At 63.8% G+C, this 26,606-nt stretch carries 24 protein-coding genes; 4 read left to right on the forward strand and 20 right to left on the reverse strand.

Annotated features, from left to right (window positions below; translation table 11 throughout):
* Nucleotides 1-472 precede the first annotated feature (472 nt).
* The 3 genes from AB5S17_RS13865 (at nt 473) to AB5S17_RS13875 (ending at nt 3,475) form a co-directional block, all read left to right on the forward strand.
* Nucleotides 473-874, forward strand: a complete 402-nt coding sequence (locus tag AB5S17_RS13865; RefSeq protein WP_369240321.1) for a hypothetical protein — start codon at nt 473-475, stop codon at nt 872-874.
* Nucleotides 875-1,161: 287 nt separating this feature from the next.
* Nucleotides 1,162-2,388 (forward strand): hypothetical protein, encoded by a 1,227-nt coding sequence (locus AB5S17_RS13870; RefSeq protein ID WP_369240323.1) that lies wholly within the window; start codon nt 1,162-1,164, stop codon nt 2,386-2,388.
* 22 nt (nt 2,389-2,410) lie between these two features.
* Complete coding sequence (locus tag AB5S17_RS13875) at nt 2,411-3,475, forward strand: hypothetical protein (RefSeq protein WP_369240325.1); 1,065 nt, start codon at nt 2,411-2,413, stop codon at nt 3,473-3,475.
* A gap of 76 nt (nt 3,476-3,551) precedes the next feature.
* Here AB5S17_RS13875 and AB5S17_RS13880 read toward each other — a convergent pair whose 3' ends face one another.
* The 8 genes from AB5S17_RS13880 to AB5S17_RS13915 form a co-directional block, all read right to left on the reverse strand.
* Nucleotides 3,552-5,327: a phage terminase large subunit family protein gene (locus tag AB5S17_RS13880; RefSeq protein ID WP_369240328.1), complete on the reverse strand. Its 1,776-nt coding sequence runs from the start codon at nt 5,325-5,327 to the stop codon at nt 3,552-3,554.
* On the reverse strand, nt 5,260-5,757 hold the full coding sequence (locus AB5S17_RS13885) for a terminase small subunit (RefSeq protein ID WP_369240330.1): 498 nt from the start codon (nt 5,755-5,757) through the stop codon (nt 5,260-5,262). Before AB5S17_RS13885 ends, AB5S17_RS13880 begins: the two co-directional genes overlap by 68 nt.
* A gap of 181 nt (nt 5,758-5,938) precedes the next feature.
* A complete protein-coding gene (locus AB5S17_RS13890; RefSeq protein WP_369240332.1) occupies nt 5,939-6,301 on the reverse strand; it encodes a hypothetical protein in 363 nt (120 codons plus the stop codon).
* Between the two features lies 1 nt (nt 6,302).
* On the reverse strand, nt 6,303-6,728 hold the full coding sequence (locus AB5S17_RS13895) for a DUF2190 family protein (RefSeq protein WP_369240334.1): 426 nt from the start codon (nt 6,726-6,728) through the stop codon (nt 6,303-6,305).
* Complete coding sequence (locus AB5S17_RS13900) at nt 6,622-6,846, reverse strand: phage head-tail joining protein (protein ID WP_369240336.1); 225 nt, start codon at nt 6,844-6,846, stop codon at nt 6,622-6,624. The genes AB5S17_RS13895 and AB5S17_RS13900 overlap by 107 nt, the downstream gene beginning before the upstream one ends.
* Nucleotides 6,846-8,627: a prohead protease/major capsid protein fusion protein gene (locus tag AB5S17_RS13905; RefSeq protein ID WP_369240338.1), complete on the reverse strand. Its 1,782-nt coding sequence runs from the start codon at nt 8,625-8,627 to the stop codon at nt 6,846-6,848. The genes AB5S17_RS13900 and AB5S17_RS13905 overlap by 1 nt, the downstream gene beginning before the upstream one ends.
* A gap of 15 nt (nt 8,628-8,642) precedes the next feature.
* A complete protein-coding gene (locus AB5S17_RS13910) occupies nt 8,643-10,031 on the reverse strand; it encodes a phage portal protein (protein WP_369240340.1) in 1,389 nt (462 codons plus the stop codon).
* Nucleotides 10,024-10,614, reverse strand: a complete 591-nt coding sequence (locus AB5S17_RS13915) for a hypothetical protein (protein ID WP_369240342.1) — start codon at nt 10,612-10,614, stop codon at nt 10,024-10,026. Before AB5S17_RS13915 ends, AB5S17_RS13910 begins: the two co-directional genes overlap by 8 nt.
* A 289-nt stretch (nt 10,615-10,903) precedes the next feature.
* Between AB5S17_RS13915 and AB5S17_RS13920 the strand changes: the two genes are divergently transcribed.
* Nucleotides 10,904-11,287: a hypothetical protein gene (locus tag AB5S17_RS13920; RefSeq protein ID WP_369240344.1), complete on the forward strand. Its 384-nt coding sequence runs from the start codon at nt 10,904-10,906 to the stop codon at nt 11,285-11,287.
* A 120-nt stretch (nt 11,288-11,407) separates the two neighbouring features.
* On the opposite strand, the gene AB5S17_RS13925 is transcribed toward AB5S17_RS13920, so the two are convergent.
* The 12 genes from AB5S17_RS13925 to AB5S17_RS13980 all read right to left on the reverse strand — a co-directional run bounded on the left by AB5S17_RS13925 (nt 11,408) and on the right by AB5S17_RS13980 (nt 26,282).
* Nucleotides 11,408-11,659, reverse strand: coding sequence for a hypothetical protein (locus AB5S17_RS13925; RefSeq protein ID WP_369240346.1), 252 nt, complete (start codon nt 11,657-11,659; stop codon nt 11,408-11,410).
* Between the two features lie 137 nt (nt 11,660-11,796).
* Entirely contained in the window at nt 11,797-12,210 is a 414-nt protein-coding gene (locus AB5S17_RS13930) for a response regulator (RefSeq protein WP_369240348.1), read from the reverse strand.
* A 524-nt stretch (nt 12,211-12,734) separates the two neighbouring features.
* The gene (locus AB5S17_RS13935) at nt 12,735-14,816 is read right to left on the reverse strand and encodes a bifunctional DNA primase/polymerase (RefSeq protein ID WP_369240350.1); all 2,082 of its coding nucleotides are present in this window, start codon (nt 14,814-14,816) and stop codon (nt 12,735-12,737) included.
* Between the two features lie 80 nt (nt 14,817-14,896).
* Nucleotides 14,897-15,106: a helix-turn-helix transcriptional regulator gene (locus AB5S17_RS13940; protein WP_369240352.1), complete on the reverse strand. Its 210-nt coding sequence runs from the start codon at nt 15,104-15,106 to the stop codon at nt 14,897-14,899.
* Nucleotides 15,107-15,145: 39 nt separating this feature from the next.
* Complete coding sequence (locus tag AB5S17_RS13945) at nt 15,146-16,390, reverse strand: tyrosine-type recombinase/integrase (protein WP_369240354.1); 1,245 nt, start codon at nt 16,388-16,390, stop codon at nt 15,146-15,148.
* Between the two features lie 201 nt (nt 16,391-16,591).
* Nucleotides 16,592-19,045, reverse strand: coding sequence for a hypothetical protein (locus AB5S17_RS13950; protein ID WP_369240356.1), 2,454 nt, complete (start codon nt 19,043-19,045; stop codon nt 16,592-16,594).
* A 55-nt stretch (nt 19,046-19,100) separates the two neighbouring features.
* Nucleotides 19,101-19,631, reverse strand: coding sequence for a PadR family transcriptional regulator (locus AB5S17_RS13955; protein ID WP_369240358.1), 531 nt, complete (start codon nt 19,629-19,631; stop codon nt 19,101-19,103).
* Between the two features lie 15 nt (nt 19,632-19,646).
* Nucleotides 19,647-19,889, reverse strand: coding sequence for a hypothetical protein (locus tag AB5S17_RS13960; protein WP_369240360.1), 243 nt, complete (start codon nt 19,887-19,889; stop codon nt 19,647-19,649).
* 51 nt (nt 19,890-19,940) lie between these two features.
* Nucleotides 19,941-20,657, reverse strand: coding sequence for a hypothetical protein (locus AB5S17_RS13965; RefSeq protein ID WP_369240362.1), 717 nt, complete (start codon nt 20,655-20,657; stop codon nt 19,941-19,943).
* Nucleotides 20,658-20,695: 38 nt separating this feature from the next.
* Complete coding sequence (locus AB5S17_RS13970; RefSeq protein WP_369240364.1) at nt 20,696-23,737, reverse strand: UPF0182 family protein; 3,042 nt, start codon at nt 23,735-23,737, stop codon at nt 20,696-20,698.
* Complete coding sequence (locus AB5S17_RS13975) at nt 23,734-25,086, reverse strand: DUF2254 domain-containing protein (protein WP_369240366.1); 1,353 nt, start codon at nt 25,084-25,086, stop codon at nt 23,734-23,736. Before AB5S17_RS13975 ends, AB5S17_RS13970 begins: the two co-directional genes overlap by 4 nt.
* Complete coding sequence (locus AB5S17_RS13980; protein ID WP_369240368.1) at nt 25,083-26,282, reverse strand: ion channel; 1,200 nt, start codon at nt 26,280-26,282, stop codon at nt 25,083-25,085. The genes AB5S17_RS13975 and AB5S17_RS13980 overlap by 4 nt, the downstream gene beginning before the upstream one ends.
* Nucleotides 26,283-26,606 lie beyond the last annotated feature (324 nt).

Below are 26,606 nucleotides of genomic sequence, written 5' to 3' on the forward strand. Positions count from 1 at the left end.
GCCTGGCTCGTCCACTACAACACCGAACGCCCGCACCTCGGCTACCGCAACATGGGCCGCAGGCCGGTCGAAACCGTCATGTCATTCGTTAGTCAAGAAGCTTAAGAGGACACTTCACTCGTAAATCGCCAGCCGACAGCACGGGTGAAGAGACCATTGAGCATTCCGAAGCTCGTCCCCGCAAATCCTGAACCGCAGCAATCCCGTTTTCGGATTCGAAGCGCTGTTGCGTCGAGGTGACGAGGGCGACGCCGATTTCGCTCATCGGCTTGCGCAGGTTCGCCCGCTCCAGGCGATCGAGCGCGACGATTACTCCCCGATCGTCCAGTTAAAGCCGCGTGCCCTTGGCCGTTCTCGTCATTCCTTTCCCGCTGCCGGCCAGCGATTGACATTCACCTGTTGTCGATCCATCCAACGAATTGAACGAAATGCCGGCCGGGGATATTATGTGAGACGAATTGGTGCGCGCAGCATGATCGTCGCCTTCCCCGTATTGCTTGGCGCATGCGCGACTTCACCAATCTCCGATAGTGAAGCGACCCCCGCGGCATCGACCTCATCGGAACTTGCCAAGTACGCGACCGCCAAGCCGGGCACTGCAACGGTCATTGTGAAGCGGGACGCCGGACTGATGGGCGCTGCATGCGCCTCGCGCCTCTTCGTTGACGGCTCCGTTGTTGCCGATCTTTGGCCAGGCGAGGCGGTCACCCTTCATCTGCCCGTGACGAGCACGATCCTCAGTGTGAAGCCGGAGGGCGTCTGCGGCGGCGGCACCTACGAGACGACCGTCACTCCTAATCCATCTAAGGAGTCGAAGTTTCGCGTTGGGTATGGGACGAACGGCGATTTCTTCATCGTCCCTACGGCCTTCTGACGCGCAGGCTCTTGAACCAACCCCGCCACCGCGCAAGGCGATGACGGGGCGCAACGGCGGCGCGATCTCGATGGGTTTCGACCTACCTCAGTCCGCCGCTGCTGTCCGCGATCTAGTCGAAGCCGCAGCCTTGCAGCCAATAAGGGAAGATGTCGCGGGAGGCAGACGGCAGCCTCGATCTCTAACGACTCAGCATCGCCGACGACCGGAAGGCCGGCTGCGCCTACTCCACCATCGCTTGTCTCCTGTCGATAAATCGGCATCATAGGACATAAAGAGAGGTTATCATGACGCCGTCTACCTTCATCAGCAAAATCCAAGATCGCCGGGTCGACTGTTGGTCGTTCTTGGTGGAAAAGTCGGTATCTGACTATCTTTCGCTAATCGACACTGCGTATTCAAATCGCGGCGGCATTAAGCACCAACGAGTTGCACTGAAAACCACCTCAGCTCGTCGGATCCGCGCTCGCTTAGTTGAGGACCTACGGCGGGGGGCTGTAATTCCACCGCTCGTAATCGGTCTAGTTGTTGAAGAGGGCGAGTGGGAAGGACTCAGCAAAATATCCGATGCTTCTGAAGTAGATAACCTTTTTGTGCTGCATCAAAGCGAGCTGTCAATTATCGACGGCATGCAACGGACCACTGCGCTGACGGAAGCACTTGAACTTGACGCTTCCGTGGGTGCTCATATGGTACGCGTGGAGGCCTGGGTAGCTCGAAGCGCTGAAAGCTTAATTTACCGTATGCTAGTCCTGAACACAGGCCAAGTGCCTTGGAACCTTAAGCAACAGCTCGAAGTCATTTATGCCCCCCTAATAAAGACGATCTCCCAAAAGGTAACTTTTACTCGCCTCCTTACTGGGCGGGAGCGAAGAAGAAATGGTGGCGAGTTTAAATCTGATGCACTGATCGAATGCTACATTGCTTTCGGCTTACGGCGGACTGAAGTTGATACTCAGGAAAGTCTCGCCGACGAATTTTCGCGGCTTGATGTCGCTGAAGCGTTGACCAATAAGAAGTATGATCGCTATTTTTATCGCATTATTCAGATGTTAGTAAACATAGACACTGCTTTGTCGGCATTCAATGCCTCTACGGACGACTCAGATTTGGACGACGGATTCAACGATGATTTGAGTGGAGGTCAGTCGAAAGTCCGTGTCATCACGCGAGGAAGAAACATTTTCGACACACAGGCCGCGCGAGTGGGTTTCGTTGTCGCATGTGCTGTAGCGATTTTGGGCAGAGTCGGGATGGACAAGGAAGAGGCTTTCAGCGACTTGCGATGCGCCACATTGGAGGTCGATTGCGCCAGGCTCGTTGATCGTCTTCAGAAGGCAAGTTCGGAGGAGCTGGGGAATTTTCTAGCGCTGGATGTTCTGATGGAGAAGCTGGGACATAGGCCGAGTTCAGCGGTGGGGCGGTGGGAAAGAGCATTTTTCGAGAAGTCGTTCAAAGTGCTAGTGGAGGAAAGCTTCGAGGTTCCTACTATGGAGCCCTGTTGGCGCGCGTGAGATGTCTCGGAACCGCATACGAATGTCGAACGAAATTTTTGGAAGGCTCAAATCTGCCGGTGCAAAAGACGAGCCGGGCTTTCTAGTTGATGATAATGCGAGGTGGATTGCACGGAAGGATGATAAAGACGCATCACTAATGGCGGATGCAGAGGTTACTATCTTGCCTCTGGGAATGAGGTCATTCGCATCGAGAATTTCCTTTGATGGTGAACGGTATTTCTGTTTCTCGGGGCTGCCGGTTCCAGATTTTCTTCCAGACGGCTTTGAGCAGATTTCGGCTACTCCCGGGCTGTTCGGCGCGGTGTTCGTGAACGCCGATCTACCCGTGACGGCGACGGCGGCCGAAATTCGGGATGCAATTGAGGAACAGCATCGGGGTGTTGAAGGCTACCAAGGTCATGATTTACAAACCGTTCTGGACCTGTTTCAAGAAGTAGATTTTTTTCGTGTGGCAAGCGGTGCCGACAGCATCTTTCTGGAAAGTCTTGAGCGCGTGTGTGGTTCATATTGTGCGCGCGGCTATCCAGGATATCCTCTTGGCCTTAGTTCTATGACTCTATCGTCAATTACGGAATTGTTCGAGTCCGGCCACGACACGCTCCCATATCATCTTCCGCTTCAGGGTCTTTTATCTTACACTTGGCCCGCCTTCTACCTCGAACTTTATCGATGTATCGAGCAGCTATACAGTGTTCCAAGATTGCAGGTTCTAAGGAAGAGACTGGCACACGCCGGCCCGATCGCTGAGTTGGCATCCACGCTCGAGTCAATAATCTCTTGGCGCCCGCGTGAACAGGAGTCTCTTTCGGCTATACTAAGTAAGATTTCGGAAGGAAGACGGGCGTCGATATTATCCTCCTTCTCTTTGTCGGCGGACACGGTTCCCACTGCTACTGGCCATAATTGTGCTGAGAAGATCTACCAGTTAAGAAACGCTCATGTTCACTTTCGGCCAGCCTTATCGGCGCCGCTAATTTCGGCAGAAGAATGGGATAGGATAATCTATACGATGTGCGTCACTGTTATTGAAGTTTACGACTTGTTCGGCGATATATACACTGGAAATTCGCTTGACATGGCCTGAGTATTATCTCGGTTCCTATCCCATTTGATTGCGGCAGACGATCTCTGCGTGATATTCCTATTTGGCGACAGTGCCGTTAGTTGCCTTCCATCCATCTGCTCTTGATTACCCGCGGCCGTGTCGGTGCCCGGGGTTCTTCCGCCAGTTCGGCGGCGCGGTTGTCGAAATTCGAAGGGACCACCTGCCGGGCCGCGAAGGCGTAGACGGTGCAGTCAAGCGCCTCGGCGGCGCGACCGGGCTTGCGCTCCCACCGGGCGACCGGCTGGCCGCGGGTGTAGCGGACGATGCGACGCTCCGATGCCAGCTGCTCAAAGAACGACAGGTCGAGGCTGTCCGAGAAGCGCATCTTTACCGCGCGGGACAGGCGATCAACGATCGTCCGCTTCACGCCATCCACTCCGACAATCCAAAGCGCCCCGCCGGCAACCTTCGACTTCGACCGTTCGATGACGGCGCGGCTTCCCGCCATGCCCTTGATCGCCATCACGCGGCGCCGGGCGCGCGGAAACGCGAACCGGTAGACGGCCTGCGTCCAGTCGCCATCGCCGGAGTCGACGCACGCGGCATCGATGCCGATCATGCCGCCAAGGGGGTGTTTCCATCGGGCGGTCAGCAGCTCGTCAAGCTGCCGCCATGTCGCGTCTTCGCCGGGCGATCCGAACAGGAGCTGATGGTCGAGCACATACGCGCCGCCTTCGCGATCCCACCCCACGACGGTGGCTTCGAGCCGATCGTCCTGCACGTCGCAGCCGACCGTTAGATAAAGGACGTCGGCCGGTATGGCGCCGATTCCGAACGGCTCGACCCGTTCCAGAAGCTCGACTTCATCAAGACCGGTATCTGCTTCGTCGCCGGTGCCCTCCGCGAGGATGGTATTGATGAAGGTCCGCAGCGTGTCCGGATCATCCTTCGCGGCAAGGAATTCCGTCGCGAGCTTGCCCCACGCCGCGTTCGCCAAAGGCGAGACCAGCGCATTGACGCGGAAACCCGCGTGCCCTTCGACGTGCGGCGCTGTAGCCCGCCAGCGGCCCTTCGCCACCATGTCGGCCTTGTGCCGCTCCTCGACGCAAGAGCCGCAGTGCGGGCAAGCATAGTAAGCGGCGGCGGGCTTGCCCTCCGGCCAGCGAATGTCCTTCCAACGGATCTCGCTGAACTCGCCGCAATCCGGGCACGGCACCTCGAAGACGCGCTGATCTGACTGCGCATAGGTGCGAAGGACGTTCGACGTGTCGGTGTCCACCGGCGTGGAACCGATCACGATCTTCCGGTCGGGATATGAAAGCGTCCTGCGTTCGGCAAGAACCAGCGGCGAGCCTTCAGGCGTCGGCGCCATTGCGTCCGCTTCGTCGATGAACAGGACGCGGGCATTGTGCCGGCGCAGGTTTCGCGGCGCCTTCGCGGACAGCACCTTAAGCGACCCACCCGGGAAGCGGCGGGACATCATCGTGTTGCGGCCGGCCTCGTCGGTGTCGCCGTCGAGCAGTCCCGCCAGAACAGGCGACGCCGAAAAGATCGGCTCCACGTCGGAAACTACATAGTCGCGGGCGTCGTCGTCGGTCGGCAGCAAGGCGATGATGGCGGCCGGATCGTTCGCGACGAAGCTGCCGATCGCGCTTGTAAGGAGCGTGGTGAAGCCGACGCGAACCGCCTTCACCAAGGTGACGCGCTCGATCTTCGGGTCGCCGATCGCGTCAGCGATCTCCGTTTGGTAGGGGTACAGGCGGACGCGACCCGGCAGCGCAGACACGCCTTCAGGAAGGCGAACGTCCTTCTCGATCCATTCGCTAAGCCGCATCCTCGGCGGCGGCCGGAGGGCTTTCATCGCCCTCGCCGTCATCTGTTGTATGTTCATTGGATAGCGCCTCCAGGGCGTCGCGCAATTCGCGGTACATCGTTTCGATGTCGGTGGCGGATAGTGCTGGGTTGCGGCTGCGAACGCGGCTGGGCACGGCCATGATGCCGGCGCGCACGCGGCGAAGAATGTCGGCCCATTCGCGGGCGACGGCTTCGGCTTCGACCAGATCGCCGCGAAGCGCCGCGTTCTTGATCTCGTGTCCGTCCGCCTGGAGCTTGGCCAGGCGAGCCTTTTCGGCGTTCAGGTCGAGCGCCGCGGCCTTGGCGTCATCTCCGATCGTCTTCGACTCGATAAAGTTCGCGATCGACTTCGGTCCGTCGAAGCGGCCCGGCGCCGTTTTGATTGCGATGCCATCCTTCGCCAACTGATTGACGCGCCGAACGGACAAGCCGAGTAGCTTGGCCAGCTCGGCGGTCTTCAATTCCATAAATCACCTCTTGGGAAGGAAACGCGTTAGGAAAAATTTGCAGCGATCGCGCTTTCGCGGATGGCGCCCGCAGAACCACCGAACGCCGGAAGTACCTTCAAGATCAATGGTTTACGCGGATAGATGGCAACAAAATCGCTCGGCGGCTTTTTCGCGCCGCGCGCATTACTAGAAATTTATTCTAAAGTGTCACCGTGGCGACGATCATGTCCGAGTACGCCGCGCTTACCGATTTGATCTTGTATTCCGGCGCGCCTGCACGGTCCATCGCGACCACGTAATCGCCTTCCGCCGGCATCGGCCCTTCATACGCCGACCGCATTAGAATCAGCTCGCCTTGGTTCGCCGGCAGTTGAATGTGGAAGCCCTTGCCGGGTCGATAGCTCTCGATCCCGCCGCCGAAGTGTAGGACAGCCCGGATCTCGCAGGGCAGACGATCAGGATCGATTTTGAAGTCGCGATAAAACCGAAGCTCGAGTTTCTCGCCGAAGGCATTGGCGGCGGCCTCGTCGACCGCCGCTTCCAATCTCCGCCAGTCGGTCATCTTACCGCGCCAGGCGAACGCGGCCGATGGTGGCGGCGCTGGCGGCTTCGACAAAGGCATGGCCCATCAGATCATTACCGCTTGCCGTCGCCGTGGCTGCGGCACCATCCCAATACACGGGCGCGCCCTGCGACCAAGCGCTGCCGGTCGCCTTCGGAACGTCGAAGACGCCAGTCAGGGCGACCTCGGCTTCCTCACCGGCATTCGCCGAGATAGCTGCAACGCCGACGAGCTTGCCGGTCGCCACCACGTCGCCGGAGACGGTGTCGGCATTGACGGTGACGGTCATAACGTCGCCGGACTGGATGAAGTTACGCATTTCAAAGTCCTCTAGAAAATACAGGCAGGAAGGTTCGGATCGGTCGCCGGCCAGCAGCGGCGGCGAGGTCGCGGTCGATGGCGCCGATCGCGCGCTCGATCTCGGCAACGGATCGATATTCGATCTCGCGCCGCGTCCCCCCGCTGTGGAAGATTACGCGGGTCTCGCCCGATGAACGGGCCGCCACAAGGGCAGCCCGCTTCGCGTTAAGTTCGTCGGCCGCCATTACTGACCGGCGTTTCGGTACACGCCGCGGAAGTCAAGCCAACCGGCGCCGAAATCTTCGCGGACCTTGAACCGCAGGCCGTCGACGTCGAAGCCGACCTGTTGTTCGATCTGCGGGCCGGGCGCGCCTTCGAGGTAGCTGTATTCGAGCGAGACGACATCGGCCGGCGAGGCGGTGAGGTACCAGGCATTGCCGATGATCCGCGCGTCAACGATCAGCGTGAGCCGCTGGCTGAATGGGTTCGCATCGCTGCTGTTCGCCGGCGTGATGGCTGCGAGGATCTTCTCGGCTGCCGTCTCCTGCGCCGGGCCGACCACCAGATAGGTAGGCGTTACCCGGATGAAGTTGCCGCCCTCGTCCGTCTGAGACCGCATGGCAAGGCGAGCCGCCGACAGCGCGTCCTCGGTAATCGCCGATCCGGTCGCGGCAAGGTTGCCGTGCCCGGCGTGAAAGACCGACTTGCCATCCGCCATCCTGGGATTGTCAGAAAGCTTGCTCGCAAGGAAATCCGCTTCAAAATCCGCGGCGGCGCGGCCAAGCCGCGAAGAAACGTCGGTGAACGCCGAGATGTCGTCGTTGATGAGCATCTTCCGCGTAATGCCGATGATCGCGCCGTAGGTATCGGCGGAATAGGACTCGGCACTTTCAACCAGCGTGCCGCTCTTGAACTCGCCGTGCTCGTTCACCTTCTCCAGGCTGATATCGCTGGAAAGGCCGATCGCCGACTTGGCGCGGAAATCGCGAACCGTCGACTGCCGGGCGATCTGGCGAATGCCGGAAGGCGCTGACTCATAAGCTTGCCGAACCGTGCGGCTCACCGTGTCGGCGAACACAAGCGGGAAATCGGAGGTCGTATGCAGCGCGCGCTCGATGACCGTCGAACCGCTGAGGCCGGTGGTCGAGACGTTCGCGTGCCGCAGGCTTTCGCGGGCGATGTCGACGGTTGACATACCCATGAACTGCCGGGCCTGTTCACTCGGCTTGTGCGCGGGGTTCGCGCGAACATACATTGCCTCGCCCGCAGCGCGGGCGCGCGCTTCCGGGTTGTCGTTGCTGTTGTCATTGTGCGGCGCGCGAACCGAGGCAGCGGCGGCGGAACGCTCGGCCATCGCGGCGAAAGCGGCTTCGCGAACCGCCGGCAGATCGGCCTCCGCGTCGACGTGGGCGTCGATGAAATCCTGAGGCAGGCCGGCCGCCTTGGCGATGGATCGGATTTCCGCGTTCGTCTGCGCGCGGGTCTTTACTGGCGGCGCGTCGCGGGTCTCGGCGGCTTCGGTATTGGTCTCGGACATGTTTTCATTGCTCCGCAAGCCCGTGCCGGCATCGGCAGGGACGGTTGTGAGGGATGCTTCCAGGAGGGTCAGGTCGCTGCCGATCTTCACGCGCCGGCCGCTTCGCGTAGCCTCGGTCACCTTGCCGGTGACGTAGCCGATCGACACGCCAAAATCGGCGCCGTCTGAGATTTCGGCCGCGATCCGCTTCGCCCGATCGTTGTGTCGGGAGAGCTTCACGGTGCCGCGCAGGGCGCCGCCTTCGGTTTGAAGATGGAAGACTTCGCCAAGCCGATCGTCGACGCTTGCGCGGCTGTGGCTGTCGAGCAGCGGGATCGAGTCCGGCCACGGCTGATCGAGCGACAGGGTTTCGTCGAAGGCGCCGCGTGCGTCGTAGCGTTCGACCGCTGCGCCGGTGGAAAGGACCGCTTCGACGGTCCACGCTTCGGCATCCCAACTGGACGCACGAAGGGGGGCGGCGCGCGTGCGCACGCCGGGTTTGTCTGCCATCAATGTTCCTTCGAATTAGGCCGCTACGCCATCTGCAGCGGTGGTCTTATTGTCATTCGCTGGGTTGCTGAACGTCAGGCCAAGGCCGTCAGCCCGCGCCTTGTCGTCCGCAATCTCGCGGTCGACCTCTTCGATATCGAGACCGCGTGAAGTCACGGCTTCGCGGCGCGACATAATCCCGCCTTCGATCGCCATAAGCTCGGCTTCGACATCTTTCTTCGGGTCGATCCAAGCGGTCTTCGGGACGATCCATCGGGCCGGCATCGCGGCATCAATCGTGGTGTCGATCCGGCCGGCCAGCACTTCGGTGGCGGCCCATCGCTTCCAGATCGGCCGCAGCGCCTGAAATACGACGACGCCGTGTTGAAGGGCTTCGACCCGCCGCCGGAATTCGACCAGCGAACCGCGCTGCGAACCATAGTTCGCGTCGCTGATGTCGCCGTGAAGCAGCCAGCCCGGCAGGCCAAGGCCCACGGCGATCTCGCGCTCCAGCCGCTTGGCGAAGCCAATAACCTCGGCACCGATTGCAGGTGGGTCAGAAAAGGCGATCTCCTCGCCTGGCCGAAGGTATTTCAGCGTCGCCGGTTCAAGCCCGCCTTCAAGTGTTCCGTCGCCGTTGTCGACGCCATCCATCGGCGAACCGCCAGCATCATTGGATCGGATGAAGCCGGCCAGCATTGCGCCAATCTTCTGCCGCTCCAGTTGCGCGTCGGCCCAGGTGTCGAGATTGGCCATCCGCAGCATCACCGGCGCGAACCACGAAATACCCCGAACCTGCCCCGGCGTGTCGATGCGGAACAGGTGCAAGACGTCTTCGGCTGGGACGCGCCGCACCCTGTAGCTCAAGTTTACGAAGGCGTTTTGGTCGCGGATGTGGTAGGCGACCCGCCTGCCCGCTGTGTCGAATTCGACGCCGGAAACAATCCGCGCGCCGCCTTCCAACTCTCGCGTCAACGATGCGTCAACCTGCTCGGGATCGAGAAGCCGGACAGAGAGCCCTGTGGCGTCATTCGCCATGACCGCGAACGCCTCGCCATCGATCACCAGTCGGCGCACTAGCAAAGCCTGCAAAGCATAGAAGTCGCCGAGGCCGTCCGCGTCCGCTTCATCGGTCCACCGCTCGAACGCGACGTTCAGCGCTTCCCGCGTGTCCTTGTCGCCGTGCGCCGCCTGCGGCTTGATCCCGGTCCCGACAAGCGATGAAACCCAAGCCTCGACAGCCGACGCTGCAAGCGCATTGTTCGAAGCTAGATAGCGGGCGCGTGCGGCGATGGTGAACCGCGCGGCGTGCTGAGCGTGCAACAGCGACGGCGTGGTCGCCTTCCGCGGCCATCTGCGTCCGCCGGTTGCGCCGTCGAAGGAGCGGGCCGATCCGCGGAACAGGTTTCGGAGGCGCTCAAGCATTCTCCGCCTCCTTTCGTTCTGCGTATTCGAGGTCAAGCGCCGCCTGCGCCCGCCGGACAATCCGGCAGACCGCCCAAAAAATCTTGGGCGCGTCGACCATCGTTGCGGCGAGATCGGTGTCGGACATCATGTACCACACGCCGTCGGGACCGGCGTCTTCGTCGGCAAAATTCAAGGCGCCACGGATTTGCTTCGCACCGATGGGGAAGTCCAGGCAGTACAGCGCGCCGAGAAGCGATAGCACGTACATTTCGTGGCCGGAAAACCACCACTGTCCGCGACGCTTGTCGCCGATCTTGAAGTCCATGGCGCGCATCAGGCGATGCCAAGAATAGAGTGTGTCGAATGGAACATTGGCGACCTCGCCGGCTTCCGCGAAACTGAATTCCGCATGATGCCAGTCGTCGGGGGTCGCCGCGCCGGTCAGCGGGTCGTTCATTTTGATTTCCGATCCTTGATCGATTTCAAGACCGCCTTCGGCCAAACAAAGAAGCCGCGCTTCCGGAGAAGGACGGCGGCGGGTAAAGATCGGCCCGGCCGGGGAAGAAGGAGAACCGCCCGGGCGCTCGCGTCGCGGCAGCATCGCGCCGCTAAGCCGGCCGCCGAAGCGGCCTCGAAGTGATGATAATGGTGAGCTTGCGATGGCAAGCTTCGTGAGGCGCTTTCGCTACCCCTCGACTGTCCCGCTCGGGAGGCTGATTTTCAGCTCACCAACGACAAAGAAGGCGGCTTGGACGCTCAGCTTCACCTGCGCATTCCCAGGTGAGAGCCGCCGAAGACACCGGCCGATTTACCAAACAACTAATAAGCGACTCGATAAGCGAATATTAGCTTTCCCCGCAACCCAAAGCTGACTACCTTCGGCTACGTTAATGGAAATTGAGAAGAAGAAATTGGAGTCAGAAATGCGGGTGCGAAATATTACCGTGTGCGTATCGGTTGCCGCCGGTCTCTCAGCCTTCAGCGGCTGCGTTAGCTCAAATAAATTCGATGCAAATGCGCAGGCGCTGAAAAATAATCCAGATCTACGACGCGCTGAGATCCACCGCTGCATCATCGATACGCGTCGCAAGGTTCGGGAGAGAGGAATGGAGGGAAAGCTCAAATACATGAAGATGGGCCGCGACCCCATTCCCACTATGTGCAAAAACACTGTAGAAGCGCAGGCGTCGGGGAAGCTCACCTACTCTGATTATCGCGCTGCGCAGACAGAACATCTGTCCCCAAAGGCGCTTAACGCCATTCGCGGTCGCTGACCGACAAGGCTGTCCGCCCCCACGGGTGCCTGGAGCATCAGAAGTCGATCTTGCTCCAAGAATTGACATCCGGGCATCCTTGTGCGGCGGAATACGGCTTGGGCATGGGTGGCTTTCGCGCTAATGCGGAAGCCGCCCGGTCGCTTGCGCGATAGCGAGTGACATGGCGGCCCGCCAGACTTCGCTGCCGGTATGGTCGCAGACGGAGACCGCGATCTCGTGCGAGGAAGGTGGTGGCCCCATCTCCCGAGCCATCACGGCCAGTGCGTCCCACGCCGCTTCGGACGCCAATCGAACCGTGTCGAACTCGCAACCTTCTTCGTCGAGCTCCTCCGGTCCGCCGTCGCGGAAGTGGAAGTAGAAGCTTGCCATTGATTTTCCCGTGTTCGATCCTAAGCGAGACGAGCACGCATGTTGAACGGGTACGGCTTTCTGGTCACGGCCGAAATCAATAGGTGGCCGTGCAACCACGGACATCGACAAAATCTCAGGTTTTACCCCGGGGGGCCTTAGACGACCCGCTTCTTGAGCGGTTCGGGCTTTTGGCCTTCCGGCAGGATCTCATGCAGATGCTCATGCACAACGTCGGCAGAGAACGGCTTGCTGATGAAGCGGGCGCCTTCCGGCAGATCGTCCGGCCCCGGCTTAGCCTGCCCTGATGCAACGATGATCCCCACATGCGGCCAGCGCTCGGCACACTCCCGCGCTAAATCGAAGCCGGTCCGCTTGCTCGGCGGCATGTGCACATCGGAGAATAGCAGGCAGACGCTCTCACCAATGGCTTCAAGCAGTTTGATCGCATCCTCGGTGTGGCAGGCTTCGTGAGCGCGGAAGCCCGCATCCTCCAAGATATCGACCGCATCCATTCGAATTATGGCATCGTCGTCGGCGACGATGGCGGATGGCGCAAACTCGTCCGACATCGATTTTTCCTTGCTGTTCCAAGGCGCTAATGTTCGGAACAAGACAATGATCCATTCGAATATCAGAATGTGCCTTCACAAGGCCGCAAAATTGTCACCGAAGCGGCTCCGCGGTTACTTCAGGTTTTTACCAAATCGCCGCGGCGAACCCAGATGGCCCGATGTGCCGGGGAACGCCTTCTTGGCCTTCAGCGCCGCCGCATTGTAATCGGTCGGCCGTCCCGGCTGTTGTCGTTCGCCGCGATCCGCCGCAGCGCGTCGACGGGACGCACGATTGCCGGTACCTTCAAAATGGTGCGGGCCACTCCTCTTTTTCTCTTAAACGGGTTGAACACTGGCCGGCCCCGAAGCCGGCCGGGGGTGTTCCACCCGGCAGGGGGGTGTGGGGGGATGGAAGGAAGGCGGTTCGAAGCGGAACGAAGGCGGTTCGCAGCCGGTTCGAACCCCGGAACGAAGCCGGTTCGAAGGTGATGGAAGGCGGTTCGTAGGGGTGATCGAAGGTGATGGAACCGCCATCCGCCACATCATTCCTGCACTACGATCAGGCTCTTTCTCTGCCGTGATGGGGATCCGTCCATTTCCACGCGGATGCGGCCCGCGTCCATCAGCCGGTGCATCGCGCCCTCGAATTGCTTCTGCTTGATCCCCTCCGAACCCGGTTTCTCAGTCATCATCTTTGGCGCGTAGTTCCTGCCCTTTGCCGGCGACCATGTTTCACCCTGCAGATTGGCCGCCGCCAGCAGCTTGAAGAACACCTTCTCGTGCTGCTTTTGAAGCAACCCGCGCTCGGGCGATGCCGTGCCATCGTCAACGACGAACACGCCTTCCTGCCACCGCAGCTTCAGCTTGTCGCCGGTCTTGCCATAGTTGTTCTTCATGGTTTCGAGCACGCGCTGGGCATCGTCCGCGTCGTCGCCCTTCGGCTTCGTCAGATACAACCGGCTCCGCACCGAATTGCCCCAAGCCGTCGATCCCGACAGGCCGGTGCCGGATTGCATGCCCGAGACTGATGGATGCGAAAGCAGCACGACAGCACCGTCGATCTCGATAGCCAACGCCCGAAGCATGGAAACAAACTGACGGACTTGGGAGCGCTTTACCTCGTCACCGCCAAACAGATCGGCGGCAGTGTCCAACACGATCAAGCGCGGCCGGAATTCCATAATGAACGCGCGGACTCGGTGCCATAGCGCGGTCGGCCGCATAGCGCCGGTCTTCGTGTCTGGCATGGTCAGAAGCGCGTCCCGATCGGCTAAGGCGATCAAGCGGAAACTGTCTAGATCCTCGAACTGCCGATGATGCGCGTGCGCAATATCCCGCAGGCGCCGCGGGAACTCCTCTGCTTCGTCCTCGGCGCCTAGATAGACGACACGACCTGCGGCAGGCCGCATACCCATGGTTTCGCAGGACAGTGCGCTTGCGGCGGCAAGCTGTAGCCAAAACAGAGATTTGCCTACGCCGCCATCACCGCTCGTGAGAGTCACCTGCCGATCAGGCACCAATCCGTCGATGAACCACTGGCGCGCGGGAACTTCCTTGCCCTGCCATTCGGCGGGATTGACGATCGGCAGCGGGTCGTCGTCGTTCGCGGCCGGTGGCGCTGTCTTCGACTCGCCCTTCTTCAGCCCGTTAGCGAACAATCGCGTCACATTGATCGGCGGCGTTCCGTCATCATGCGGGTCGATCCTTTCGGGAATTTCCCGTGGCCGCTTCAATCCCGCTTCAAGACCGCGCCTGATCTTAGCTTGCACCTCGCGTTCGCCATCGGCAGCCAGGACGCCATTCGCGGCGGCGGCTTCCATCAGGCGACGTTCGGCTTCGGATCGCGACAGAACGCCCGACGCTACAAGCTGCCCCATGCTGAAAGCGGAGGCGTTCAGCTGGTAGCCGCGCGATCCTTGCGGCGTGCTCGCAAGCTCCCGCATTTCCGCTTCCACCGCGCCTTCGACATAGGCGGTGTTATCGCCTCGGGTGTGCTCGTAGGGCGTCGCCGGGGTAGGCGCAGCCTGCGGCTCGCGCGGCAGGATGCAGTCGAGAAGCCAACGCGGCGCATCGGCGATCGGCGCCTCGGGGTTTTCCCACTCGTAGAATTCGCCGGTTTCGGTGACGCTGCCAGGCGCGATCACATAGCCGCCCTGACCGCGCACATCGACGCCCTTGGCGATCCGCCGATTACGGACGCCTTCGACATGCTGAAAATAGAGGTGCCGCCCGCCGGAAGCCGTCTTGACCGATCGGGTCTCCGGAAGGGCGCCGTGCTCGGCCTCCATTTCCGCAAACCAGATCCGGCCGTCGTCATCGCCATGCACCTGACCGGGGATATCGATATCGAGGACGAAGACGCCCGTCGCTCCGCCGGTCGGGACGCCTACCATCGCGTCCGGGTGGCGTTTCCACCATTCCTCGACAAGCCGCGTGCTTTTGAACGCGCCGCGAAGCCCGTTCGCGATCAGCGGCTTTTTGCTTTCCGGGTCATGGTCGCAGGGGAAGACCGGCCACCCCTGCGAAATGATATCGTGCGCGAGATATTTCGCCGACCCACCGCGAATACACGCATCATCGACGGAATTATTGTCTTTAATCGTTGACTTTGCTAAATTGGTCAATTATCTTCCTAATGCTATGCGGATTTTAACCCGGCGCCGTGCCCGCGGTGTCGGGTTATTTTTGTGTGATGGCCGACCAGTTATGCGGCCGCCCGCGCTGCGATGCGTTCCTTGATCCATTCCAGCACCTCGTCCCGCACGAAGGCCAAGCGCCGTTCGCCCAGCGGCACCGCCTGCGGAAACTTACCCTCCATTCGGTACCTGTTCAGCATCGACCGCGACATCGAGGTCATCTTTGCAGCTTCGTTCAGCGAAAGGAGGCGGGGGTAGTTGTCGTTCTCGGCCTGCATTTTTTCTCCCAAGGGATTGACACGTGTTTTGGAGGGTGTTTACATGCTCCGCATCATGGATACGTCTGCCCTCCAATCGAGCGCAGCGACACTAGTTGATATGGTTGTTAAAAGTCGACCCCCTCGGCTACAATACGTTTCCCAATCTGTCATCAATGCGCGGCGCTTATCCAGAGCATCCGATCGGCGGTAAGCCCGTTCAACGGCATCGCCGACCGCGTGCGCCAAAGCCGCTTCAGCAATCTCGCGCGGGTGATCAGTCTCTTCCCCCGCCCAGTCGCGGAACATGCTTCGAAGACCGTGCAGAGTGACGTGAACATCCTTTGGGACCGCGAGCTTCAGCGCTTTTGTCATTGCGGTTCCGCTTACCGGCTTCCCGGTATCGGCGAAGACGTACTCGCCGGTTGAGCGTTGTCGACGCGCCTCCAAGATCTGAACCATTCGGGGCGTCAGCGGGACGCGATGCTGTTTCCCTGCCTTCATCCGGTCAGCCGGGATCGTCCAGACGGCTTCATCAAAGTCAAATTCGCCCCACACCGCTTTCCGCGCCTCGCTTGTCCGAACGGCGGTGAGCGTCAGAAATTCAACCAAGCGCGCGGCCGTGCCGCTGGATCCCCGTAGGCGCGCGCACATGGCTGGCGCGTCCTTGTAGGGCAATGCCGCGTGGTGGCCGCGCGTCAGCTTCTGTCGGGCAGGCATTACTTTATCGAGAAGGCCGGTCCATTTCGCCGGGTTGGCAGTGTCTCGCCATTGGTGGGCGATGCCGTAGTCGATCACCATTCCGATGCGGGATCTCAAGCGGTCAGCCGTCTCTGGTCGCGCTGACCAATGGGGCATGAGGGTTGCCTTCACATCACCGACTTTGATGTCGGCGATCGGCATGTCGTGCAGCGGCGCGGCGTACTTCTGAAGCGTCATTACAAATTGATCGCGGTGTTTCGGATTGCCCCAGTCGTTCTTTCTGGCTTCGATCAATCCAGCCATACAATCCGCAAATGTAACGATCTTTGGAGCCTTACGTTCGGCCCGCGGGTCTTCGCCATTCGCCAATTGTTGCCGTATCAATTCCGCCTTCTCGCGAGCAAGCTTCAACGAAACCGGAGCCGTTCCCCGACCATACCCGCCCAGCCCAAGTTCGGTGCGCTTCGATCCGCGCCGGTACACGAAGACCCAGTTCTTCGAGCCGCTCTTTTGAACCCGGAGATAGAGGCCGTCGCCGTCGCTATGCATCCCCGGCTTTTCGAGCGTCTTGAGGTTGGTTTCCGACAATTTGAAGCGTGCCATTCGCCCTACCTGTTATCCTAACCGCCATAGTGAACATAAGGTCTATGGCGTCCAAAAATCAATCGGAGCAAGGGTTTTTGGCGATATGGTTGGTAAGGGTGGGCGGAGAAACAGACACCCCATCCGCCATTTTCGGACCTCGGAGACGGTCCCGATCGTCCCCCCCCCCGAAGCGCAGCACGCCCGGACGCGCTGCTTCGTTCAGCGTCCCTGCACGATCGTGTAGTCGCCGCCGCCGGGTGCCGGGCCGGTGAAGCTCCTCTGCAGACGGTGTCCCGAGCCCTTCTGGGTGATGGTGACGGAATAGCCGCTGCCCTGCAGCGTCACGTCGACGCGGTTGCCGTCGCCGTCCTGGGAGACCTTCAGCTTCAAGCCATGCCCGTCTTCGCCGGCATGGATGCGGTTCTCCTTCCCGTCCTGCTGGAGGTCGACCGTCAGGCCGTTGCCGCCCGTGGCTTTTGCCCTGGCCGAGGCGCGGTTGCCGTGGCCGGTCTGCTGGATCTGCGCCTTGATCGTGTCGCCGTCGCCGGACAGGTCGAGCTTGGCCGTCCCTGCCTCGCCGTCCTGCGCGATCTTCGCCGTCCGGCCGGTTCCCTCCCCGCCGATCGCGATCTCGGCCCGGTTGTCCGGCCCTCCCCCCTGATCGATGTCGGCCTTGTCGGTGGCCCGCTGCGGCGCCGGGTTCGCCTGGGTCACGGTCGCGACGTTGCGCGAGCTCGTCTGGTCGATCGAGGCGGTGTTGCCGCCGCTCGTCTGCTCGATCCGCGCCCGGTTGTCAGAGGTGCCGCTGCCGGTGGTGATCTGCGCCTTGCCGCTGGCCTTCGTCCCGGACTGCGCGATCTCGCCGGAATTGTCCTTGCCGTTCTGCGACACCGAGGCCTCGAGCGCCGCCCCGGACTGGACGATGTCCGCGCCATTGTCGCTGCCGGGCTGGGCGATCGACGCCTTGTGGCCGGTGCCGCCCTCGTCCCCGTCCTGGCGGACGGTCGCGCGGTTGTTCGCCTCGGCCTGGTCGATGTCGGCGGTGTTGAGGCCGCGGGCGCCCGTCTGGCGAATGCGGCCAACGTTGCGCTCGGCGCCCGACGCGGACTGGTCGATGGAGGCAGTGTTGGTGCCGCCGTCGCCGTCCTGGCCGATGTCGGCGCGGTTGCGGCTGCCGTTCTGGTCGACGTCGCTCTTGTGCCCGCCTACCCCTGCCTGGTCGAGCCTTGCCGTGTTGCGGCTGCCGCCTTGCGCGACGTTGGCGAGCTGCGCGACGCCGGACTGACGGGTCTCGACGCTGTTGCGCGTGCCCGGCTGGGCGAGCGTTGCGGAATGGCCGGTGCCGCCTTCGCTTCGCACCTGCCGCGCCCGGGCCTCGTTGTCGTCGCCGCCCTGGTCGATGTCGACCTTGTCGGTGCCCGAGGGAGCGTCGATCCGCTGGACGATCGTCGCGGAGTCGCCGTGGCTGCCGTCATTTGACTGGTCGACCGCGCCGACGCTGCCGCCGCCCGCGCCGGACTGCGCGATCGTGGCCGCCTGGTCGGTGCCCGTCTGGTCGATGTCGGCCTTGCTGCCGCCACCCGCCCCGCTCTGCCGGACCGTCGCCGACAGGCCGGAGGAGTTCGCGCCCTCCTGGCCGATCTGCGCCTTGTTGCCGCCCCCGGAGCCGGACTGGTCGACATCGGCGCTGCCGTCGGCGCCCTTCTGGCCGATCGAGGCGACGTCGCCTTCGCCGCCGCTCGTGCCGCCCGCCTGCCGCGCGCTGGCGTCGTGGCTGCGGCCGGCCTGGGTGATGCGCGCCTGGTGGTGGCCGCCGGGACCGCTCTGGCGGACGCTCGCCCGGTGGTCGTTGCCGGTGACGTCGATGTCCGCACTGTCGGCTGCGGCACCCGACTGCACCACCTCGCCGAAGCGTCCGCTGCCGGCCTTGGCCGAGTAGGACGCCTTGTGGCGCTCGCCGGTCTGGCTGACGCGGCCGACATCGTTGCGGCCGTGGGAGAGAGTCACCTCGGCCGTCAGTCCGCCGCCGTCCTGGACGACCTGGCTTTCGTTGCCTTCGCCGTAGAGCGTCTGGGTCTGCTTGTTGCCGCTGGTCGCACGGGGCGTCTTCCCGCCTTCGTCGGACGACGACGCGCCGGCAGTCGACTGCGAGGATCCGGACGGCCCCGCCTGGCTGGCGCCCCGATTGCCGCGCTGGAGCGAGAACGAGCGGTTGTTCCCGCCGTTCTGCTCGATCGTGACGCTCATCGCGTCGCCCGCCTGCCGCACGGCGGCGATGCTGTTGTCGGCCTCGTAGCCGCTCTCGCCCTGCAGGATGCGGACGGTCGATCCATCGGCGCTGCCGCCGACGGCATCGGCCTGGCGGATCGCCGCGGCATTGTCGTCTCCGACCTGCTTGATGACCGAGGTCGACCCGGCGCCGTCCTGGTAGATGCCGGCCTCGGCCGGCGCGACGGACAGCTTGGTGCCGTCGAAGAAGGTGAAGCCGGCCGCGTCCTTCAGCTCGCCGTCCGCGTGGTTGCCGCTGCCGGTCTGATCGGCGGTGGCGGTGCTCGCGCGCCGGGTTTCCTCGTCCGCCTGAATGATCCGGACATGGTTGTCCTCGGCCGCCGCCCGCGACGTGGCGGATGCGAGGAGAAGGCCGCACAGCCAAAGGCTCGGTGGGATGCGCATCGGGGTCTTCCTTTCGACTGTGGGGGGAAGGAGCACGAGCGGCGGGCGCGGCATCTCAAGCCGCGCGGTGACGGTCAGGGTCCGGGACCGCGTTCATCGGCAGATCGATCTCGTTTGCCCAGAAGCTGAGGCAGGCCTCTTCGAAGCGCCGCCCAAGCTCCACGGTTCTGCGCGCAGAGTCCCAGTCGGCGTCGCCGCCGGACAGGAGCGCCTCGATGCGCCGATAATGCTCGACGCGCTGTTCGTGCCGCTGGCGCTGTTGGCGCGTGAGGGAGACGACGTCGGCCGGCCCGACGATGCCGGCGAAGTACAGCCGGACCATGCCGGGATCGTTCATCGGCTCGCGCAGCCAGGTGCGCAGTGCCGCCTCGCCGGCTGGGGTCACCGTGTAGGACTTGCGCGGCCGCCCGAACGACCGCTCCTCCTGCTCGTAGAGGAGTCCGGCGGCGGCGAGCCGCGCCATCTCGCCGAAGAAGGGGTCGCGCTCCTGGTCGACGGCACTGTCGGGGTCGTGCCGCCTGAAGGCCGCGACGAGGTAGATGATCAGGAGGAGGATGAAGGCGACGATCAGAATGATGACGAGCAAGGCGAAGATCTCCTCTCAAAGCGCGCGAAGGGACGGGAAAGGCGCCGGCAGGGCGGCGAAGCGCGGGGGCGAACGCGTCTCGAAAAGGCTGAGCGACGGGGTGGAGAAGGTCGTGTCGAACCAGGGCAGCAGCAGGCCGATCGCGATCCAGCCGGCCAGCAGCGACAGGAACAGGAGCGCGATGAACAACCGCCGCTTGATCTTGAAGCGGCTGTGCTTGTCGCGGGGACGCTTCCCTCGGAAGACATCGAGCCTCATGCCGGTCCTCCGTCTCGCGGCCTCTGTCGCCTCGCCACCATCGCGCCCGCCTCAGCCTTCCCGGTCGTCCGATGCCGCGCCGCCGCGCCAGTCGCTGCGAAGACCGGCGGTGCGTGACGGCTTGCCATCCTCGTCCCGGCCGGCTTCCTCCGCCTCGTCCGCCGGGCGCGGCGCCTCGCCGGAGGCTGCGGCGGCCTCCGCCCGGTCGGCCTGGGACGGGGCGGCATCACCGTCGCGCTCGTCGTCTCCATGGGCACGGGCGCGGCGCTTCGGTTCCTCGGCCTCGCCCTCGCTCTCGACGGTCTTCCAGAAGTCCAGGCAGCGCCGCTCGAAGCGGATGCCGACGCGCGCGGCGGCGAGCGCGTATCGCCACTCCGGCCGGTTCACGAGAAGCAGTTCCAGCCGCTCGTATTCGGCGAGCCGCCCGCGATGCAGGGCGCTGCACCGGGCGACGATCCGGCCCCGGTCGAAGGGGACGACGAGGCCGGCGAAGTGGTGCTCGAGGAAGCCGGGATCGTTCGACGGCTCGCGCAGCCAGGCTCGCAGCCCCGCCTCGCCGGCCGGCGTGACGGTATAGGTGTGCTGCTCCCGCTGCTCCCGGTCGGTCTGCGAATAGAGCAGTCCGGCGGCGACGAGGGCGTCCGGCTCCGCATAGAAGGGCTGGCGGTCCTGGTCGAAATAGTTGTTGGCGTCGTAGCGCCGCATCGCGGCGACGAGGACCGTCACGATCAGGATCAGCAGTGCGACGATGAGGATGAGGGTCAGCATGCTCGTCACCTTTCTCGGATCGGCCGGCGCGGCGGCCGCTAGCGCGCGTCCGCGGGAGTGGTCGTTTCGGCGTCCGGGAGTTCGCCCGGCGCCACCGCCTGATGCCCGACGGTGATGGAGAGGCGGGCCGGTGCCGCTCCGTCGATCGCGACGGTGCTGCGGTCCGGATGCTCCTCCGCCGCTCCGTCGAAGACCGCCGCCAGCGCCTGCTTCAGCGTGTCGCGCATGACCACCTCGTCGCCGAAGAGGACGATCACCTTCTTCAGTTCGGGGATGCTGGACAGCTGCGCGCCGAGGAGGTGCGAGACGGACGACTTGTCTGCCTGGACGAAGAGCGGCTCGACATAGAGGAGCGCATCGGCGACCGGCAGGGCGATCAGCCGGCCGCGCGAGACGCGCGATCCGGACTGCATGCGTAGCGTCATCCACGCCGAGATGCGGGCGTCCTGGTCGATGCGCGCCTGCGCCTGCGCCGGACCGAGGATCGTGGTCGTCGGCGGAAAGGCGTAGGAGACGAGCCGGCCGTAATTCGCGCCGTCGCTGAGGCCGACGAGATAGCCGCTGAGGAGATTGCGCCTCGCCGGGCTGAACGGCTGCACGATGGCGAACTGGTTGGAGCCTTCGCCGGGGAAGCGGGCCATCAGCCAGTAGGGCCGCAGATCCTTCCGCCGCTGCTCGTCGCCCGGCTCCTTGCGCTCGCGCCGGTGCGAGATGAACGCCGCATCGGGCGGAATGCGCCAGGCGGCCTCCTTGGTGTAGTAGGCCTCCGGCGTCTCCATATGGTAGTCCGACCACATCGCCGCCTGGATGCGGAAGAGGTCCTGCGGGTAGCGGAAATGCGCGCGCAGCGCCGGGCTCGCCTCGGCCTGCGGCACGAAGATGTGCGGAAAGACGCGCTCCCAGGCCTGCAGGACCCTGTCGGTGGGATCGACGACGTAGAGCGTGACCGACCCGTCATAGGCGTCGACGACCGCCTTGACGCTGCCGCGGATGTAGTTGGCCGTGCCGGCGAGGCCCGCCTCGCTGCTGGTGAACGCGTCGACGATCAGGGCGGCCGCGTCCTGCTTCGGCTGGGTGACCTGCGTCAGGTCCGACAGGTTCACCCGGCGCGAATAGGGCATCATGTCGGAGACCGTGTAGGCGTCGACGATCCACTTGATCCGCCCGTCCACCGCGACCGGATAGGGGTTGCGGTCGAGCTTCAGGAACGGCGCGACGCGGTGGATCCGGTCGCGGATGCGGCGGTGGAACAGCGCCTTGGTGTGGCGGTCGAGCAGCCAGGTGAGAGCGAGCCGCGCGTCCCAGAAGCGCACCGCGAAGGCCAGTCGCCTGAGGATGTCGTCGATCTGCACCCCGCCGGTGCCGCCGTAGTTGCTGACCGCGAAGCCGATCTCCGGCGGCCGGCAGCCGGAGGCGGCGGCCGCGCCGGTTCCGGTCGCACCAGCCGCCCCTTCGCCTGCGCCGGGCTCTCCGGTCCGGGGACAGTCGCGCTCCTTGCTGCCCGCCGGGGGAAGGCTGGTGGAGGCGGACGAGCCCGAGGATGACGCATTGGGCGGTGGCCGGCTGGGCGCGTCGATGGGACGGTCCAGCTCGATCGTGTCGGTGCGGACGACGGAATAGGGCGGCGAGGTCTCGCCGTAATAGATCTGCGGGTTCGCCGCCTCGATCGACGGCGTTCCCGTCGTCGGCAGGTCGCGGGTCAGGAAGACCGGCATGCCGGACGGCGTCGACAGCGTGCCGGACGCTGCGGCGAGGCCGTGGCCGTGGCTGTAGATCATGCGCCGGTTTTCCCAGCGATGGGCGAATTCCGGCAGATGCTCGTCGTTCACCTCGCGCGCCCCGACGAGAGCGAGCGTCTCCTTGCCGCCGACGGGGTAGCGGTCGACGTCGACGTCCTCGAAGTCGAAATAGGTCCGCAGCGCCTGCAGCTCGCGGAAGTTGATGAGCATCGTGTCCGGGTCCCACAGCCGGACCTGCTCCAGCGCGGGCCGATAGGCCGCGAGATCTTCGGGCGAGAGGCGGCTCGTGCCCGGCGTCCGGCGGCGCTCGACCGTGTCGAGGCCGAAGCCGTAGCGGGTGAAGGCGAGGTGATCGGCGATATAGGGATATTCGCGCTCAAGCTCCTGCGGCTCGACCACCAGGAACTGGTAGATGTTCGGGTAGAAGCGCGCGACCGACAGGCCGATCAGGAACAGCCAGACCAGCGCCAGGGTCGGGATGATCCAGCCGGGCCGGCGGATGTTGACCTGGAACAGGATGAAGCCGGTGACCACCGCCGTCGCCACGAACTTGTAGGCGACGAGGCTGGCATTGGCGTCGGTGAAGCCGAGCCCGGTGATGACGCCACGCTCGGAATAGCTGAGCAGATGGAGTTCGAGGATCATCCCCCAGCCGAGGATGACCATGAGCGCCAGCATCAGCGCCGAGATGTGGAGGTTGACGTGGAAGGGGATCTTGGCGTCCGGCGCCTGCGGCCGGATACCCCCGAAGAGGTAGCTCGTCGCCACCGTCAGGACGAGCGTGACGAGCAGGCCGACGAACACCCAGCGCTGCACCAGCGTGTAGAAGGCCAGCCGGAACATGAAGTAGCTAAGGTCGCGGCCGAACTGCGGATCGTTGCGCCCCCAGTCGCCGCCGTACCACCACAGCAGGAACGTGTCCCAGTGGACGTAGGTCTGAAGCGCGACGATCAGGCCGCAGAGGAGCCCGATCGTCGTGATGAGCGGACGCGCGAACGGGGCGACGGCCCGGCGCCAGCGGTCGATCCGGGTCTCGTCGGCCGAGATCACCCGGTCCAGGGGCGCGAGCTTGCGCGCGAGGTTCATGTTGACGACGACGGCAAGGCTCATCGCCGCGAACGGGCAGACGGCCATCCAGAACTGGACCTCGACCAGCGTCAGGAGGACGTCGAGATAGCCGATCGCCTCGTACCAGAGCACCTCCGTATAGGCCCAGGCGGAGGCGAGCAGGATCAGGAACCCGGCGGCGATGGCGATGACCGTCAGCAGCACATGCGTCGTGACCTGCCCGACGAGGAAGAAGATCAGCGCCCGGATGGCGATCCAGCTTCGCAGCGTCATGGCGACCTCGGCTTCCGGCCCGAAAGCGCCAGCTCCACCTCGACGAGCGACGCTTCGAGGCGCTCGGCGTCGACGTCCTGCTGGGCCCCCTCCCCGTAGGCCTGGCGCACGCGCTGAAGCTGCTCGCGAAGCGTCTCGCACTGCCCCTCGTTGCGGGCGGCGCGGGCAAGGTCGGTCAGGAGTTCGCACAGGCACAGGGCGACGGAGGTATCGTCCGGAGCCGCCTGCCGGATCGGCGTGATCACGCGGTCGAGGAGATCGGCGAAGGTCGGCTGCGGCACGATCACCCGAAGTCGCTCGTCCTCGTCGAAGAAGAAGCGGTCGCCGAGCCGGAAGCCGGTCAGCTTGACGAGCAGGATTTCCAGCGACCGGATCGCATTGCAGGCAGTGGTCGGATCGTTGATCGCCGGAGAAAGCGCCCGCAGCGCGATGTCGACGAGCTGCACGAAGCCGAACTCGACATCGTCCTTCAGCGTGCGGTCGCCGCTGAGCTGGACGGCGACGGAGAGCTCGTCGCGCACGTCTTCGGCTGGCGGCGCGCGTGAATCCGGGTCCTCGGACCAGGCCCAGCCGATCGCGGTTCCGGCCGCGACGTGCTGGCCGAGCTTCTTGACGAGGCGCAGCACGAGGCCGCGGCGGCGCGCGAAGCGGACGAGGTCATTGCCGTCGATGCGCCGGACGATGCCCGACTCCTCGATCAAGATCGGCGCGGCGTGTTCCGGAATCGCCGCGTCCGCGTGCCCCTTCTCCTCGTTGTCCCGGTCGTTCTCTTCCAGTTTCTCGAAGGTCCGCTCGATCGCCTTGCCGGTCTTGCCCTCGATGTAGGCGAGGATGCTCTCCACCCGGATCGACTGGACCACGTGATGGATGAAGATGATCAGCGCCACGACGCAGCACAGGATTAGGAGGAACGCGACGGTGACCGCGAAGCTCGGCACGAACTCCTGGCTCGCCCGGATCGCCCGGACGATCGCCAGGCTGTAGACAAAGGTGAAGATGAAGGTGCCGATGATGACCTGCGTGCCGCGGTTGCGCAGGAACTGGCCCGGCAGGCGCGGCGAGTATTGCGAGCTCGCCAGCTGCAGGACGACCATGGCGATGGAGAAGACCAGCGTCGCCACGGTGAGCGACGTCGTCGCGACGGTGCGCACGAGGTCGCGCGCGCCCACCGCGCCGCCGGTGCTGAGCAGAATGCCGAACGCCTTCGGCAAGCTGATCTTCGCCTCCGTCAGGCCCTTCGCGATGATCAGCCCGGACACGGCAGCGAGGACCGGGACGAGCCACACCGCGTTGGCGAGCGCGATCTCGAGCCGTGCCGCGAGGGTCTTCAGATGCAGGCGGCGCGTCACGGCTGTATCTCGCGCACGCGTTCGAGCGGCTGCGGCCGGTCCTTCGGCCCGCGCGCGATCACCGAGAGGATCGAGGAGGAGCGGCCCGGCCGGAACCGCTCGGCATAGCTGAGATCGGCGCGCATCGCCCGCTCGAAGTCGTGAAGCGGCACCACGAAGCCGAGCCAGCCGCGATAGTCCTCGTAGGCGCTCGTCGCGTCTTCCGGTATCACGGCATCGAGCAGCTCCCGCGCCGCAGCGCGCTCCCTCAGGAAACGCTCAACCCACGCGTCCGGGGCATAGAGCCGCCCGTGGAACGCGGCTGCGAAGGCGCCGGGATCGACCGGACGGGCGATGGTGCGGCGACGGACAGGCACGTGGCGGTCGGCAAGATCGCCGGTGAGGTCCTGCAGCGCGGCCTGGAGCGCCGCGAGCGCCGGGCTGCTGGCGAGCGGGTGCCGGCGGGGCAAGTGCCACAGGAGGCCGGCCGCCGTTTCGCGCAGGGCGGCCAGCGTCTGCGGCAGGCCGCGCCGGCGCGCGAGCGGGCGGAAGTAGTAGACGATGGGATAGCGCCGCAGGCCCTCGTGCAGGTCCGCGGTGCCGTCGTGCAGCGTGCCGAGCCAGGCGGAGAGGTCGCTGGCGCTGCCATGCTTCAGGAAGGCTGCGGCGGCCGACAGCGGCCGGTCCGCGTCCGGCATGCGATGCTGCATCCCCGTTACCAGCCGGCCGTAGGCAGCGACAGCGTCGTGGACGCTGAGATAGTATGTGACGGACAGCGTGATCAGGATGCTGCCGAGGATGGCCTCGAGCGCGACGGTGACCGAATAGGCCATGTTGGACGGGCTGATCTCGACGAAGCCGATGGTCGAGAGGGTGACGAAGGACAGCCGGAAGGCGTTGGCGAAATCCGCCTCCGACTGGCTGCCGGCGAGCGCGTCCTGCGGCTCCAGCCCGCCGAAGTAGAGCAGGGCGAAGCCGACGACGAGGCCGCCGGTCCACAGACCGATCATCATCGGGATCATCAGCGGAGCGCCGAAGCTCAGCATCCGATGCGTGCGATCCGGCGGCACGAGCCGCGCAAGATGCCGCCAGAACCACCAGAACCAGCGATAGGCCCAGGCGGAGAACAGGCTGCGACCGTTCGCGTCCAGCACGGTCAGGAACGCGTCGAGCAGCACGGCCGCGATCAGCAGGACTCCCACGAGGGAGATCAGCACGTGCGCCTCCTCAGGTTGCAGGGTTCAACTTGTACCCGACGAAACCCATCATGCATGTGATGTATTAACGCATGTATTATCCAGTTTATCGTGTTTTATTTTCTGTTAACGCAAATACTATCGAAGTTAACCTGCTGAAAATGGATGCGTTTAAGGACCTTTCGGATTGTTTCACTGAACTCATGAACTGTGTATTTCATAACCGCACTTTCATGCGCAGGCGGTGGACCGCCTTTCCGGATTGGAATCTTCGAGCCGCTTGCTGCATCGACCGGAGCACCAACCCCGCTCGTACCCGCATGGCTCGCCCAGGCCGGCGACTGC

Source organism: Jiella sp. M17.18, assembly GCF_041027365.1.
In the GTDB taxonomy this organism is placed as follows: Bacteria; Pseudomonadota; Alphaproteobacteria; order Rhizobiales; family Rhizobiaceae; genus VKMB-3413.